This window comes from Deinococcus alpinitundrae, from assembly GCF_009982895.1.
Taxonomy (GTDB): Bacteria; Deinococcota; Deinococci; order Deinococcales; family Deinococcaceae; genus Deinococcus; species Deinococcus alpinitundrae.
This window is the reverse complement of the sequence record NZ_WXZL01000024.1, coordinates 15308-30249: the sequence shown is the minus strand read 5'-3', so window position 1 is coordinate 30249 and position 14942 is coordinate 15308. Positions and strand designations below refer to the sequence as shown.

Sequence of the window (14942 nt, the reverse complement as noted above, 5' to 3'; positions counted from 1 at the left end):
GAAAGCCCAGTCCGTTCCTTCCGCTGTCCTGGTTGCTCGCCCTTGTTCTCTTCCTGCCTGGGCGCAGCCTCGCCCATCCGATGCCGACGACCACCGTGCAGCTCGATCTGCATACCGAGTACGTCTCGGCAGAGTTGGCTGTGCCACTGAACGAACTTCAGCTCGCTACCGACTGGAAGCTTGTGAACAACAAGCAGGTGCTGGAGCAGTACGGAACAGCCGTTCGGGCGTATCTTGCAGGGCACCTCGCGCTTACCGGGTCGAACGGGGCGGCCTGGACTGTTCAGATCAGGGAACCGACGCTCTCGGAGGCGCATCAGACGGCAACCGGCCCGTATCAGGAATTCGTCGTGGCGGCCCGGCTCACCCCACCCGCCGGGGCGAGCGTGCGTGACTTCACCCTCAGGTACGACGCCATCGTGCGTGAGGTGAAGACCCACTCGATCCTCGTGTCGGTGCGGCGCGACTGGGAGCGCGGGCTGAACAACGAGAGCGGCAATGAGAGCGTGGACGTCGGCGTCATCCGGGCCGACCCGCGCACCGGACTGGTGCCGCTGCTGCCGGTGAACGTGGAGCAGGGCAGCGCCTGGCGGGGCTTCGTCGGTATTTTTAGCTTGGGTCTGCGCCACATTGCCGAGGGCACCGACCACCTGCTGTTCCTGCTGACGCTGCTGCTCCCCGCTCCGCTCGTGGTCGCCTCTCGCCACTGGGGGACGTTCGGCGGCACTCGGAGATCGCTGCTGAACATCGTCAAGATCACCACCGCTTTCACGGTGGGACACTCGCTGACGCTGCTGCTGGGCACTTTACGAATCGTAAACGTGCCGGACGCTCCCATCGAGGCGCTGATCGCCGTGTCGATCTTCGTGTCGGCCATCCATGCTCTGCGGCCGATCTTTCCGGGGCGGGAAATGTTCGTCGCCGCTGGGTTCGGCCTGATTCACGGGCTGGCCTTCTCATACACTCTGGCGGAGTTGAATTTGAATGCCTGGCAGACGGCGCTCAGCCTGCTGGGCTTCAACCTGGGCATCGAGACGATGCAGCTGCTGGTAATCGCCGTGACCATGCCGTGGCTGATCCTGCTGGCGCAAACGAGGCTCTATCCCGCCGTGCGGGTGATTGGGGGCTCGCTCGCCGCGCTGGCGTCGCTGGGCTGGCTCGGTGACCGGGTGGGCTGGAGCAACCCGCTGGGCACGCTTGCCGACGAGCTTGGCGCAGTCGGGCCATGGGCGCTGCTGACGCTCGCGATCCTCGCACTGACGGGCTTTGGTCTCAGTCGCAGGGGGCGCGTACACCCGAGTGTGTGAGCACCAGGCGGGGGATACCTCAGTTTTGCGGCTCTTGTGTAATCCCGATGCCGCACTCAGACGGCGAGCAGGACGCGCCGACGAAGGAGTTCAAACGATTCTCGGCCGTACATTTGACGCTTGACAAGCTTGATCTTGTTGACGACACCCTCGGTTGGCCCATTGCTCCACGGCAGGGTCACCGCAGCGAGGAGTGCTGCCTGTTCCCAGGTGAACCCCACCGCGAAGCTGCGCACGTCCTGGAATCCACTCGTGCCGTGGTGCCCAGGTGAGCGTTGAGGAGCCGCAGATGGAGTTCGACGGGAAGAAGTCGGTCCAGCACAGCGTAGAGATCGCTCATCCTTCGGTCTATCACGCCGCACGAAAGCTGCATCGGAATCCGCGAGACTGAGGCAAGGTCACGTGACCTTATCTCCTGATACTTTACTTTGACCGCCATCAGTAGGTACTGCCCTCCGTTCTTGAGCCTGGCATCCTAGCGAAGAGAAGCACTTGTATGACAAAGTTTCCGTATGATCACCGCCACCCTCCCCTGCCTGCCTCCCTTCAGAAGCAACGCATGAAAAGCATCCTGATCGTGGAGGATAACCAAGGTGTGCGTGACATGGTGCGCGAGTACCTTGAAGAACACAGCTACCAGGTCCGGGTGGCGTCCAACGGTCAGGAAGGGCTTCTGGAAGCACGTCACCATCGCCCCGATCTCGTGCTGTTGGACATGATGATGCCTGGCATGAATGGCCTGGAATTCCTGCGCCGCTTCCGGACGACCGAACGGGTGCCCGTGATCTTCCTGACCGCGAAAGATACGGAACTTGACAAAGTGCTGGGCCTGGAATTGGGTGCGGATGATTACATGACTAAGCCCTTCTCGATGGCCGAGTTGCTTGCCCGTGTCCGTGCCCATCTGCGGCGAGGGACCGAGGCTGCTCCGGTTTCCGCGCTGAGAGCTGGAGAACTGGAACTTGACACTACCTCCCGGCTCTTCAGTGTGCGGGGACAGCGGATGGACCTGACCCGCTCAGAGTTCGACCTGATGACGGCGTTCCTCCGTGCGCCCGGCCGGGTCTTTTCCCGACTCGTGTTGCTTGAGCATCTTCAGGAGGAGGCCCTGGGTTCGGAACGGACCATCGACGTGCATGTGCGGAACCTTCGTGCCAAAATCGAAGCCGAGCCTGGGAAGCCGCGACTGATCGAGACGGTGTTTGGAGTGGGATACCGCCTGAATCCGGACCTGATGCCATGAAGCGCCCCTTCTGGCGCACCCTCGCCTGGCGGTTTGTGCTCGCCTGCGTTCTCGTGAGTGCTGTGACGCTGGGAACGGTGGGGTTTATTTCTGCGGCCTCCACCCGGTCGCAGTTTAATGCCCTCCTGGGTGAGCAGGCCCGTGAGGACCTGGCGGGCCAGGTTCAAACATATGTGCAGAGCAATGGAACCCTGAATGGCTTCCAGCCCTCCTCCGCCAAGGGTAGGGGAGTCGACGGGTCTTCTCGGACCGCACCGAATGGAAAGGATCGCGGACTACGCAGTCCCTGGCTGGTGCTGAACGCACAGCATCGTGCCGTGTTCTCCACCCCGAACGTCCCACGGGGCCGCCAAGTGGTCGGCCAGCCAGAAACACCTCTTACCTTTAACGGGACGTTGGTGGGTTACCTGGTCCCGTCTGGAATGCAAGCACGTCCAGATGGGCGGAGTGAAGCATTCCTGGCCAACACGTACAGGGCAATTGGGTGGGCGATGTTGGGAGCCACTGGGCTGGCCGTGCTGATTGGGCTGCTGCTGTCACGCACGCTCCTTAAGCCATTGAGGGAGCTGCAGATTGGGATTCGGGCCTTGCAGCGTGGAGAAGCCTCCAATTCCTTAAGAACGAACCGCAAGGATGAATTTGGAGATGTGTTGGAGGCCTTTGACGAGATGCACCAGGAGATCGTGCGCAATCAGCAAGCCCGCCGGCAACTGACCGCCAACATCGCCCATGATCTCAACACCCCTCTGTCGGTCATTTCTGGAACCCTGGAAGGCATCCTTGATGGAACCTTCAAGCCTACGCTGCAGCGGCTACAGCGATTACACCATGAAACAGGTCATGTCACCCAACTCGTAAATGACTTGCGTTTCCTCTCTCTGGCCGATGCGGGCGAACTTCAGATCCACCCAAGACCAACCAACGTGGCCGAGTTGATGACTGCTGCCATGAGCAATTTTCAGGAAGTCGCTGAACAGCAGGGTGTCACGCTTTATACCGAATTACCCCAGGAGGAGCTGACCCTTGTTGTGGATCAAGTACGAATCACACAGGTGCTTCAGAACCTGCTGAGTAATGCTCTGGCACACACCCCTACAGGCGCTGACGTAAAGGTCGGTGCCGCCTGGGAAGGAAATTTCCTGTGTGTCAGGGTGCAAGATACTGGCATTGGAATCTCTTCTGAAGATCTTCCGCACGTCTTCGAACGGCTGTACCGAGCAGATAAGTCGCGAAGTACAGGTGGGAGTGGTCTGGGCTTGAGTATCTGCAAGTCCATCGTCGAGGCCCACGGTGGCCAGATTCGCATCTCCAGCACGCTCGGCCAGGGCACCACAGTGACCTTCACCATGCCCGGCAGTGAGCCAGAGAATCATCCTGGCCTGGGTCCTGGAAATCACCAAAATGTCCTCCAATCAACCTAGCGGTCAGAGCAGACACACGTTTGCTCTATCAGGACGGGTGCAATGCAAGATGCAGCCGTTTGACAGAGCTGGGTTGTGCCTCAAGTTCATACCCAGTGGCCTACGCAAGTTCTGAACATCTTCTACCTCGCGATTGAACAGGTCCAGAGCACACTTTGTCGTGTGGTGAGCAAAGCCATCACACGACAAAGGAGTCTCCCATGACATTGAACACCAAAACCCTCACCGCCTTGATCGCCGCCGCCTTGCTGACCACTGGTGCCCTTGCCGCTTCAGCGACCACCAAAACCACCAAGGCTGGTGCACCCTCAAACAACCAGACCCAAACCCAAACCCATGCACGATCGCCACTGACCGTGACGTTCTACGCTGGGGATCCACTCAGTGGCGGTACGCGCTTGTCGAGCACTACGGTGCAGCCGCAGCCTCGTGGTACCACGACAACGCCCATTAATCCCTTCGCGAATCCTCCGAAAGGTGCCACGTATGTCGCTCTCACCAGCGACCATGGCACGCGCATCCTCACCCTGAAGGACGCTCAGACCAATACATTCACTGACCATGGAGGGCTTGGTGGCCGTAACGGCCACGGACGTGGCGGCCACGGTGGTCAGTTCGGAGGTCAAGACGGCCGAACTGATGGGGGAAACACCCAGGATGGAACGGGCGCACGACTCCCCGGCTTACGTGACGCGAGCAGCGTGACGTTCTACGCCAGTGATCCACTCTCGGGCGGGAAGGTGCAGTCGACGATCAAGCTGAGCGGCACGCCGACGGCGACGCAGCAGCAAGCCATCACGCAAGCGGTAGCCAAAGCGAAGTACGCCATGGTGGTCCGTGACGGCGAGACGAAAATCGTCAACTTGAGCGTGCAGCCGACCATCAATCACTGAGTGACGCGTCGTCCACGGTTATGCGTGCATTGATCAGACCACAATGCTCCAGGTGTGGCTGGAGAAAATAGGCCGCACCTCTTGTATGTGTGACGCGTTGACCATGGCAGTTCAGAGAGGTGGCAGGGCAACTCCCCTGTCACCTCGACTTGAATGGCAGGAAGCGAAGAAGCTCGCTGGTGAAAAGCACCTATTGTTAGATTTGGCTTTTGTCCCCAGAGCAGGTGGCCATAGTTTCTGGAGCAAACGGGATAGTGCGATCTCTTATCGTCAGTTATTTACTGCTTCTTAAATGATTATCTATGGTCAAGCTTAGCAATTTTATTCACTCCAAATAAATTAATGTACCCTCCATTAGAATTTATTTATAGAATGCTGCAACAGCTCAGCATGAATAGCAGGACTTGTTCTTAATCCATACTGAGTAGAATTCTGAAACTAATCTTAATTGATATGGCTATTCAACTTATTCTTAATCATACTCTTTGAGAGCGGGACCGTTGACTTAACACTCTCTGCACTGATAGCACTCAATTCCCACCAGGAATGAGCAAAGTTTGTCTAGCAGAACAACCGTCCTTTGATGGTTTCGCCTTCATCTTTCCAGCGGGTACCGGCTCCGGTTAGCCGCGCCGGAGGACTTCGTATGCCTACCCCAACAAGAAAGTTCGATAACGTCCGAGCCACCCGCTTCTCCCTGCTGATCTTCCTCAGCCTGACGGCCGGAATCAGCACCATGATCTTCCTTCCCATCGGCCTGGCCAGACCGGTCCAGTCTCTCCAAGACTTGTCATCTTTCCAGGCCTCGACCAGTGCTGACTTCACGCGCCTGGGAGCTCGGCATCAAGCTGGACACAGGAAGCAGCAGAGATGATCGGTCAGCGTTTCCGCAACACCCAGATTGCCGTTCTGATGCATATTCGAGCCAACGAAATGGATTTTGACGTCCTCTGGCCGGTTTCCAATGATCGCCATCAGGAAAAGATCCCAGCATCCTTCAGGAGATGGTCATGACAAGTTCCGTCCCCGTACGCCGGTCGCCTCCGGTTTCCAACACAGTGACCGGAAACCGGATCAATACCCTGCTGAGTCTGCTGCTGGCAGCCCTGTTGCTGATCGGCTTCATCCTGAGCGCGCTCAACCTCGGAGCTGGAACGCTAGCCGGATCGCTGCTGCGGGCGACTGGCATCGTCGCGTATCTCGCCTTGGCTCTCAGCGTCAACTTCGGAGCCCTGTTGGGGAGTCGCTATGCCCCGGCCTGGCTCGCTCGGGCCCAGCAGTACGGTTGGCATGGTCTGCTGAGCGGTTTCGCACTGATCCTGGGGACCGCTCACGGGGTGTTCTTGGCGGTGGACGGTACCTCCGCGCAGCCACTGACGGCGTTGCTTCTCCCGTGGATCTCGACGGGTGCGACGCTGGCAATGTGCCTGGGGACGTTGGGGATGTATAGCCTGGCGTTGGTGTACTTGTCGACCGTGTGGCGCAAACGTCTAAGCCAGAAACAATGGCGAGCCCTGCACCTTACCGCTTACCCAGCCTTCGTGGTACTGACGCTGCATAGCATCCTGGCGGGCACTGACTCCCTGGGACCGCTTTACGGTGTAGCAGTGGCCGGGGCTGTGCTGACGTTCGGCCTGCGCTTTCTGGAAGAGACTGGAAAGCGAGTCCGCCAGACCCCACCAAACCAAACAAGAGCCGCCGAACATTCGCGTCCTAGGCGCGCCGACGAAACGACGTAACACGCTAACCAGTATCGTCGAAGGAGGGGACATCAGCGCCCCCTGACCAAGTCGTGCATTACCTGGAACGGTTGTGTTGCCTTAACTTGACCTGCGCCAGACGGAGGGCAGGGGTGGCCTGAGTCTCAGGCCACCCCTGCTGCAACCACAGACCACGTCTGGAACGCTTGTTTCTGATTGCTTCTTCTGATCGTGGCGGAAACGCTCGTGCGGGAATGATGGTGGAGCTTGGTGTCTTGGGCAGAGCAGCGCCCATGAGGACGCTTGCCCGCTGATCCGGGCGTGCAACCTCAGGAATTCTTGAGCGCGTTTCCATCGTCTGAACCCCTGCTGACTGCGCTCTTGTCGTCGTGTGGATCAATGTTCCTGTCTTGGGCAGAACGGCACCCTCGTCGTGAGCGGACTATCGTCATGAACGGACACCCGTATGGGGCCATTCCTCCCCATGAGGACGCCTGGCCGCTGGCGGGCCGTCGATGAAACTGGCGCGGTGCTCGACATTCTTTCGCGAACCCACCGGAACACCCATGCCGCGAAGATCTTTTTTAAACGCTTACTCATCAATGACGACGTGCCAGACGTCGTTCACACTGACAAGCTCTGGCGTTACGGGGCGGCCATTCGAGAACTTCCCGTGCTCCACGCTGTGGAGCATACCCAGGTCATCAGGGCGGCTCGTTGCAACAACTTGATTGAACAGCGGGCAGGCTCCATACGGGAGGAGTAGCGTCCTCATGGGGAGGAATGGCCCCATACGGGTGTCCGTTCATGACGATAGTCCGCTCACGACGAGGGTGCCGTTCTGCCCAAGACAATCGCATCGCAAGGCCCGAGAACAGAAGCGAAGTCAGCTGAGCCTCAAGAAACAGCGACGAACGCAGGAATTTCTGGCCCCGCATGCCCGTGTTTCGAACCTTTACCAGCACACCCGCATCACTGTCCCCGCACTCAATCGAAGAAGGAATCAAGCCAAGGCTCACCTGGCCTGGCAACACGCCGTTGATGCGGCGGTCTGAAATTCAGACCGCCACTGGCTAGATTTGCCCTGCTCAATGCTAAGTTGCCAGAACCCCAGACACTCAGTCTTTTGGCTTGGAGACCACTGAAGCTCCTCGTAATCGGGGATAGTGTCGCCGTGCACGGCGACACTATCCCCAATCAGGTCAGTCCTGCTCTAGACGTTCAGCCGATAAAGGTGGACCAGAGGAGGTAGAAATTCAGACCGATAATGACGCTGGCAATCGCCCAACCTGTCCAGGTCACTGCAGCATCGTTGGCCAGGACCCCCATCACATCCTTGCGGGCGGTGAACATCAGCAGGGGAACGAGTGCGAACGGAATGCCGAAGCTCAGGATCACTTGCGACACCACCAAGACGTTGGTGGCATTGAGTCCCGTCAGAATAAGAGCGAAGGCTGGAATCATGGTGATCACGCGCCTGACCCACAACGGAATCTGCAGTCGGACAAAGCCTTGCATCACGATTTGCCCGGCCATGGTCCCGACCGCACTGCTGCTCAGTCCTGAGGCCAGAAGGGCCACCGCAAAGGCAAGGCCAGCCAACGGCCCCAGCAGTGGCGTCAAGGTCTGGTAGGCCACGGTCAGGTCACCGGCATTCTCGACACCCTTTCCGTGAAAAGCAGCCGCACTCGAAGCAAGCATCGCCATGTTGATCAGGGCAGCCAAGCTCATGGCCACCAGTACGTCGATGCGATTAAAGCGAACCAAGCGTTTTTTCTCAGCGTCATTGATGGTTGGAATCCGGCCCTGGGTCAGAGCAGAATGCAGATAAATCACGTGGGGCATGACTGTCGCGCCAATGATGCCGACCGCCAGGTAGAGGCTCTCACGCCCCTGAAAGCTCGGGAGAAATCCAGTCAAGGCCTCTGGGCCGGGCTTGGCCAAGATCACCTGCACCAAATAGGCGATGCCAATCACACCAACGAACACTGCAATAGCGATCTCCAGAGGCCGAAATCCGCGCTTTTGGAGCGTCAGCAGCGAAAAGGTGATGAAGGCTGTGACGACAGCGCCCCAAAGCATGGGGAGACCGGTCAGCAAGTGAATGGCCAGTGCAGCGCCGAGAAATTCCGCCAGGTCTGTGGCCATCGCGACCAGTTCAGCTTGGACCCAGTAAAACCAGACCAGAGGCCTTGGCCAGCGTTCGCGAATGACTTCGGGCAGGTTTTGCCCGGTGGCGATCCCCAACTTGGCGCTCAGATTCTGGATCAGCATGGCCATTAAGCTGGCCAGCAGCACCACCCATAACAGGGAATAGCCAAACTGCGCGCCGCCCTGAATATTCGTGGCGAAGTTCCCAGGATCCATGTAGGCCACGGAGGCGATAAATGCCGGTCCGAAAAATGGAAGAATTCTGCGCCAACCGTGATGGCGGCCACCACCACTCAGGACTTCTTGAGCCCGTGTGGTCATGCGCTGATCGAGGTTGGAGCTCTGCACAGTGGTGGGTGGGGTGAGATTTGGTCCTACGCTCATACGCTGACCTCAGGCTCTGCTTGCGCGAACAGTTGGGCAGCGAGCACTAACGACACCGTGACCTCATTGCGGTCCAGCCAGACACTACTCACACCCAGTTCCGGATCGTGTTGACCGATGCGTATCAGCGTACCCGGGGTAAGCCCGAGTTCAACGAGTTTCCGGGTCACGGTTGGCGCGTCAGGAATGCGGGTCAGCCGGACGAGCTGACCACTGGCCAGGGTCGTGAGCGGCACCCCACTGGCCAATGGAAGATGGAATTCGGGGGTGGGGATCGGATCACCGTGTGGGTCCAGTTCCGGATACCCCAGGTAAGCAGCGATTCGCTCTTCCAAACGTTCGCTGATGACATGTTCGAGTGCTTCGGCTTCGACGTGGAGTTCATCCAGGGTGTAGCCCAGCGCCCTGTGCAGGAAAGTTTCAATCAGTCGGTGATGACGAAGCACTTCCAGCGCCACTTGAGTTCCTTGTGCGGTCAGGGTGCTGCCTTGGTATGAGACGTGGTGAACCAGCCCGAGGTCATGAAGTTTACGCAGCATACCGGTGGCACTCGGAGGCGAAACATTCATCGCATCCGCCAAGTCTTGAGTACCGACCCGCTCGGTGTTGCCCAGCAGGTATATCTGCTTGAGGTAGTCTTCTGCGTTTGAAGACAGCCTGGATTTAGACACATGAGAATCTGGATACGTCGGGGTCATAGATTTATTATTAGCCCCAACTAAAAATAAGTCAATATAAGTGGAGGTGCCTCGAGGTGGAAGCCGATTTCACGGATGGTGGGTTCCAAGGTAGGCCGCTATACGTCGCTGCTTAGGAAATAACCGGCCCCGCACTGGGTCTCCCTGGAGGCTGATACCGGTGACGTTTTCGAGGGCCTAGGCATGTCGGCGCACCATGCTCGACTTGACGCCCAGGCGGGTCGCCACTTCACCGGCTGTGAGATCGGGGACACCTGGACAGCATCACACCCGCACACCCGCCCTGTCACCCCTCACCGGATAAGTCAGCCCTATGCTAATCGGTGTTAGCAATAGCAGGCCAGATGGGCGGTGGAATGAAGTCATTCGTCATGCTGCCCTTCAACGCCCGCTACTGAATCCGCCACACTTCTGAGCAGCACATTCCTGACCTGCGTGGGCTGCCAGTGTTTGCCCATGACGGTGCGGTGCCCCTCGGCGTTCAGGCGGGTGGCGATCTTTTGCAGTGACAACCCTTGTGATCTGAGCAGCTGAATGTGCCCACTGACCAGCCGGTAGGCTTCGAATGCCTGATGGCGGCGGGCCTGGGCACCGCGCAAGCGGGCCTTGTGCGTGAGGTTCTCTGGGTTGCCGAGCTTAACGCCTCGCACCTTGGCCGCTTTCAAGGCATCTTTGGTGCGGGTGGAGATCATCTTGGCTTCCTTCTCGGCGACCGCCGCCAGAATATGGACGGTCAGAGAATCCACCTCGGGAAGATCGACGGCCGTAAAGCGGACCCGGCTCTCCATCAAGCCGGACACGAAGTGAACGTTGCGGGCCAGGCGGTCGAGCTTGGCGATCATCAGTTCGGCACCCTCACGCTTGGCCTGTTCCAGGGCACTGGCGAGTTCAGGACGTTGACGTTTGTTGGTGCCGGTTTCGACTTCAGTGAACGAGGCGATGACCTCGTAGCCTCTGGTGCGAGCGAAGGCGGCGACGTTGGCTTGCTGAGCTTCGAGGCCGAGACCAGAGGCGGCTTGTTTTTGGCGGGAGACGCGGTAATAGGCGATGGCTTTCACGGTTGGCTCAAGTATAAAGGTTGTTGAACGGGCGTTTGAGAACCTTTATAACTCACCGCCAAGCCCAGGCTAGAGCAGGCGCGAGGGTCTGAATATTGGGAATTTTCCCCTGATCCGGTTCCGGAGTGACCCGGCAAACAGGCGGATTTCGTTTTGCTAACCACCGTTAGAAATGCTTAGAGATTGGAGAGGTGAAACTATCAATTTCTAAATCTTCTGAAATCAGATCGAGGTTGAGATGACTTATTACTAAACGCGCTTTTGAATTCTTCAGTGCAGACCCTTTTTTCTAAGGTAGCTGCCCTCTCCCGCTGCATTGACAGGAGTTCACTAGTTAACACAGTAAATTCACCTGGAGATCTTCCAGCGCTTTTATTTGAAATTCTGTTTCTCCTTTTCTTCTTTTTGCTCCCTGATAGACCTATAATAATTGAGACCGCACTAGAAAATTGTATATTATGTGTTAATCCGCTCTCCAAGTATATTTTCTGCAATTTTTCTATGTAGATTTTTGTTATATCAACTCTATAGACGCTCTTGTTGTTTATAATATGCTCTATACCACTTTTCAGTGCAATCGACAAATTGTCTCTCGATTCTAGTATTTTACTCATATTTTCGACATCTTGAGTTGTGACCTTAAATTCTCTTGAATTCACGTCCTCCCTACATAATTGTATTGCCTTGCTTATATAATCTAATTCTTCATAAGCTCTTCCAATCCATATAAGGTCATCAATCGGCTTGGTACGTTTTGTAGTACGCAAATATTTAAAGACGCCAAGCATGTCTCCCATTCTTTCGGAGAACTTTTCTCTTCTGCTCAGCCTCTCGTTGCGCATAATTCAATTTAGCTGCCCACTTATTCCGTAGTCAAGCTGCTTCAAGCTAGCGGTAAATCTCAGTACCTGAGATTTTGCAGTTTTCCCGCTCACTGGCGCAGTCACCACTGCCGCGCCCAGCATGTTGGCCAGTCTCACCCAAACCTGCTGCGCGTCCTCGCGGCCACCGGCGTAGGCCATTTGAGCGAGCAAATCCTGGGCTCCAGGCGTCAGATCAAGGCGGGTCACCTCCCGGAGATGCTCGATACTGCTTGAGGAGAATGTCTGAGTCTCCCCCCCCGCCCCAGTGCACGCGACCGTCAACGGGTTCAAGCCGAGGTCCAGACCCACCGGAACCGGGGCCGCATGCCGCCGCCCGGGCAGGTGCTGAGCGTCAAACATCAACCCCAGGAACCAGTCACCCTTTGCGTTTTGACGTAGATAGATCTGATCTGATCGCCACTGAGCCGTGTACGTGGTCGGTACCACCAGACGTGGCTGCACATCGGGTCGCCGTCCCGCCCGGACGGTGTCTTCCAGCAAACGCGCGAATTTGGCCGGGTTCCAGCCCTCTGGAGGCTGGCGAACCTGCTGGTACAGCGCGTCCAGACCTTCGTATTGCGTGAATGAGGCCGATCCGGCGACGAGCGAGCGGTAAGTGTGTGTGGGCAGATGGCTGAGTTGGGCCGCCACCAACTGGCCCGCGATGGACAGACATTCGTCTGAGAGAATAATCACCTCGGCGTGAGCGGTGAGCTGCCAGGTTTCGGTAGTCTTGACACCACTCAGGAGTCGGGCGCTGGGCTGGGCGAAGCTCCCGTGGGCAAGGTTGCGGACAGTAGCGTAGCTTCTTCTTTTGATCTGGATCCATTGGTGGTCAGGTGTGGTCATGGTGGACTCCTTAAAATGGCGAGGCCACCCAGATTGGGTGGCCTGAAGAGGATGGGCAGTGGTGACAGGACACGGCTTACGCCCTGCCCCTACCTAGACGAGCTTGCGTTTTGCGACCTCATGACTGATTTCCTATTGCCCCTCCTGAAGTGATTCACACCACACAAAAAACCTGCCCAACGCTTTTTGTTGGGCAGGTGCCGCTTTTCGTAGTTCGTTTGGAATGCAAACTTGCTGGGTAGAGCAAAGAATGAGCAAAGGGTCATACAAAAACCTTCTATAATGACGAAGGTTCTTGTATGACCTCATCTACTCGACGTGCCCAGGAGCTCTTCTCACTCGCCGACTCACAAGCGGGTTACTTCACGGCAGCCCAGGCCTCTGTGCTCGGCTACGGTTACCCACTGCATCACCATCATCTGCGGCAGGGCAACTGGCAGCGTGTTCGTCATGGACTTTTTCGGCTGACCACTTACCCCATCACGCCACATGAGCAACTCGCCGAATTGAGCTTGTGGAGCCGCAACCGGCAAGGTGACCCTCAGGCGGTCATGTCGCATGACACTGCACTGGCGTTTCACGGCGTCAGCGATCTGTTGCCGGAACGCCTGCATTTGACGGTGCCGCCTGGATTTAGAAAGGCTCCTCCCGAAGGCGTCGTACTTCACCGCTCAAAGCTCAGTGCTGAAGATCTACAGACCGAACACGGTTTCCAGGTGACGACCATTTTACGCACGCTCGAGGATCTTCTGGCCAGCGGCAATGTCACTGATGTTCTGGAGCAAGCCCTCACGCAAGCCGCCCAGACCGGCGCGATCAGCTCAGTGAAAGCCAGGACGCTCCGGAAGGTGGTGGATCAGCGCCGATGAAGTTCACTACAGCAGCTTCTTTTCGCGCCTCACTGGAAACCCGGCTCCTCACGCAAGCCCGCACACAAGGACGCGACGTCAATCGTCTGCGGACCCAGGTCGCCTTTGAGCGCTTTCTCCTGCGGGTCTTCACGGCGCAGCAGAGCTGGGTACTCAAGGGCGGGTACGCGCTTGAAGTGCGGTTGCAAGACCGGGCCCGCAGCACGCTCGATCTCGATCTGAACGCCACGGCGCAGCTTGATCTTCTCGGAACGTTGCAGCGGGCCGCAGCGTTCGGACACGAAGACCACTTCGAGTTCACCATCAGAACCCAGGGGGTAGGACTGGCCGGGCCGCCGGAGGGTGGCCAGCGCTTTCATGTGGAAGCGCGTCTGGCCGGACGCCCGTTCTCCCGGTTCCACGTCGATATCGCTCTGGGAGACGTCCTCACGGCCGAGCCAGAGTGGATGCCGGGTCAGGTCGATCTGAGCTTCGCGTCGCTGCCACCAACGTCGCTGCGCGTGTATCCCCTGGTCAGCCACTTCGCCGAGAAGGTGCATGCCTATACCCGTCCACGCGAACGCCAGACTCGGGTGAAAGACCTGGTCGATCTGGCCCTGCTTTTGACGCTGGAACTGAAGGCCGACCCCTTGGCAGCGCAGGCGCTGGTGGTGACCTTCGACCGCTACGACACGCATCCATTGCCCGTCGTCTGGCCTTCGGCACCAAAAGACTGGGCCGATCCTTTCCGTACCCTGGCTGAGCAGACCGGCCTGGAATCTCCAGAAATCCAGGTCTGGCAAACTCGGCTCGCTGCGTTCTGGACACAACTCGATGTCTTCTTGAGTCGTCGATAGGAACCGTTCAAGGGGGAAGCTTTCTCCCTGAATTCCTCGCTTGACTTCCCTAATGAGTGAGCGTACACTCACCTCGTGCTTCCTCCACTGACCCTCTCCACTTCAGAAGCCCGGCGCGAGACGGTCATCACCAGTGCCCTGACCGTCTTCGCCCGTGCTGGCTACCTCGGCACGCCCGTCAGTGCCGTCGCTGAGCATGCGCAGATCTCGACCGCCTACGTCTTCAAGCTCTTCCCCCGTAAGGAAGACCTCTTCGTCGCTGCCCTGGAGCGCTGCTTTGCACTGATTCGAGTGGCCCTCGAAGATGGAGCCAAGACGGCTCCGGACCAGTCTCCCGAAGTCGTCCTGAACGCGATGGGTGAAGCATACGCCGCCCTGATCGCCGACCGCTCCCTGCTGATGCTTCAGGTGCATGCCCAGTCGGCTTCGACCGTGCCGGACATCGCCGCTGCCCTGCGGGACGGACTGGCGCTGATCGTCACCTTCGTCAAAGCCCGGTCCCAGGCTCCGGATGCAGCGGTCCAGCAGTTTGTCGCCTACGGCCAACTGTGCCACCTGATCACGGTCGCCGGACTCGACGACAACGCTGCCGACTGGGCCCGCACGCTCACCAACGGCATTCAGCACTTCTGAGGTGAAGCAGAACGATGGGTGTCCCTTGACGAATCGT

The 14942-nt window shown here is 58.0% G+C and carries 15 protein-coding genes and 3 pseudogenes; 11 read left to right on the top strand and 7 right to left on the bottom strand.

Going from position 1 to position 14942, the window contains the following annotated elements; translation table 11 throughout:
* Positions 1–80 precede the first annotated feature (80 nt).
* On the top strand, positions 81–1307 hold the full coding sequence (locus GUI70_RS17780) for a HupE/UreJ family protein (protein ID WP_161883660.1): 1227 nt from the start codon (positions 81–83) through the stop codon (positions 1305–1307).
* Between the two features lie 56 nt (positions 1308–1363).
* Here the strand turns inward: GUI70_RS17780 and GUI70_RS25060 are convergent, their stop codons facing one another.
* Positions 1364–1669, bottom strand: coding sequence for a transposase (locus tag GUI70_RS25060; protein ID WP_272952897.1), 306 nt, complete (start codon positions 1667–1669; stop codon positions 1364–1366).
* Positions 1670–1866: 197 nt separating this feature from the next.
* On the opposite strand from GUI70_RS25060, the gene GUI70_RS17770 reads away from it, so the two are divergent.
* The 5 genes from GUI70_RS17770 to GUI70_RS17750 all read left to right on the top strand — a co-directional run bounded on the left by GUI70_RS17770 (position 1867) and on the right by GUI70_RS17750 (position 6603).
* On the top strand, positions 1867–2550 hold the full coding sequence (locus tag GUI70_RS17770) for a response regulator transcription factor (protein WP_161883658.1): 684 nt from the start codon (positions 1867–1869) through the stop codon (positions 2548–2550).
* Positions 2547–3971 (top strand): sensor histidine kinase, encoded by a 1425-nt coding sequence (locus GUI70_RS17765; protein ID WP_161883657.1) that lies wholly within the window; start codon positions 2547–2549, stop codon positions 3969–3971. The genes GUI70_RS17770 and GUI70_RS17765 overlap by 4 nt, the downstream gene beginning before the upstream one ends.
* 200 nt (positions 3972–4171) lie before the next feature.
* Entirely contained in the window at positions 4172–4864 is a 693-nt protein-coding gene (locus GUI70_RS17760; protein ID WP_161883656.1) for a hypothetical protein, read from the top strand.
* Between the two features lie 870 nt (positions 4865–5734).
* Positions 5735–5878 carry a hypothetical protein gene (locus GUI70_RS17755; protein ID WP_161883655.1) on the top strand — a complete coding sequence of 48 codons (144 nt, stop codon included), beginning with the start codon at positions 5735–5737 and terminating at the stop codon, positions 5876–5878.
* On the top strand, positions 5875–6603 hold the full coding sequence (locus GUI70_RS17750) for a ferric reductase-like transmembrane domain-containing protein (RefSeq protein WP_161883654.1): 729 nt from the start codon (positions 5875–5877) through the stop codon (positions 6601–6603). Before GUI70_RS17755 ends, GUI70_RS17750 begins: the two co-directional genes overlap by 4 nt.
* Positions 6604–6728: 125 nt before the next feature.
* On the opposite strand, the pseudogene GUI70_RS24500 reads toward GUI70_RS17750, so the two are convergent.
* Positions 6729–6957 (bottom strand): annotated as a pseudogene (locus GUI70_RS24500) (hypothetical protein); the annotation flags it as partial.
* Between the two features lie 109 nt (positions 6958–7066).
* Between GUI70_RS24500 and GUI70_RS17745 the strand changes: the two are divergent.
* Both GUI70_RS17745 and GUI70_RS24495 read left to right on the top strand, forming a co-directional pair.
* Positions 7067–7330 (top strand): annotated as a pseudogene (locus GUI70_RS17745) (DDE-type integrase/transposase/recombinase); the annotation flags it as partial.
* Positions 7331–7415: 85 nt separating this feature from the next.
* Positions 7416–7619: pseudogene (locus GUI70_RS24495) on the top strand (hypothetical protein); the annotation flags it as partial.
* Between the two features lie 166 nt (positions 7620–7785).
* On the opposite strand, the gene GUI70_RS17740 reads toward GUI70_RS24495, so the two are convergent.
* The 5 genes from GUI70_RS17740 to GUI70_RS17720 form a co-directional block, all read right to left on the bottom strand.
* A complete protein-coding gene (locus tag GUI70_RS17740) occupies positions 7786–9099 on the bottom strand; it encodes an Nramp family divalent metal transporter (RefSeq protein WP_272952896.1) in 1314 nt (437 codons plus the stop codon).
* Positions 9096–9797: a metal-dependent transcriptional regulator gene (locus GUI70_RS17735; RefSeq protein ID WP_161883651.1), complete on the bottom strand. Its 702-nt coding sequence runs from the start codon at positions 9795–9797 to the stop codon at positions 9096–9098. Before GUI70_RS17735 ends, GUI70_RS17740 begins: the two co-directional genes overlap by 4 nt.
* A gap of 362 nt (positions 9798–10159) precedes the next feature.
* On the bottom strand, positions 10160–10855 hold the full coding sequence (locus GUI70_RS17730; RefSeq protein ID WP_161883650.1) for a recombinase family protein: 696 nt from the start codon (positions 10853–10855) through the stop codon (positions 10160–10162).
* A 200-nt stretch (positions 10856–11055) separates the two neighbouring features.
* Positions 11056–11697, bottom strand: coding sequence for a hypothetical protein (locus tag GUI70_RS17725; protein WP_161883649.1), 642 nt, complete (start codon positions 11695–11697; stop codon positions 11056–11058).
* A 3-nt stretch (positions 11698–11700) separates the two neighbouring features.
* A complete protein-coding gene (locus GUI70_RS17720) occupies positions 11701–12567 on the bottom strand; it encodes a hypothetical protein (protein ID WP_161883648.1) in 867 nt (288 codons plus the stop codon).
* Between the two features lie 299 nt (positions 12568–12866).
* Between GUI70_RS17720 and GUI70_RS17715 the strand changes: the two genes are divergently transcribed.
* From GUI70_RS17715 to GUI70_RS17705, 3 genes are all read left to right on the top strand, one after another.
* The gene (locus GUI70_RS17715) at positions 12867–13436 is read left to right on the top strand and encodes a type IV toxin-antitoxin system AbiEi family antitoxin domain-containing protein (RefSeq protein WP_161883647.1); all 570 of its coding nucleotides are present in this window, start codon (positions 12867–12869) and stop codon (positions 13434–13436) included.
* Positions 13433–14272 carry a nucleotidyl transferase AbiEii/AbiGii toxin family protein gene (locus GUI70_RS17710; protein WP_161883646.1) on the top strand — a complete coding sequence of 280 codons (840 nt, stop codon included), beginning with the start codon at positions 13433–13435 and terminating at the stop codon, positions 14270–14272. The genes GUI70_RS17715 and GUI70_RS17710 overlap by 4 nt, the downstream gene beginning before the upstream one ends.
* Before the next feature lie 75 nt (positions 14273–14347).
* On the top strand, positions 14348–14905 hold the full coding sequence (locus tag GUI70_RS17705) for a TetR/AcrR family transcriptional regulator (protein ID WP_237725013.1): 558 nt from the start codon (positions 14348–14350) through the stop codon (positions 14903–14905).
* Positions 14906–14942 lie beyond the last annotated feature (37 nt).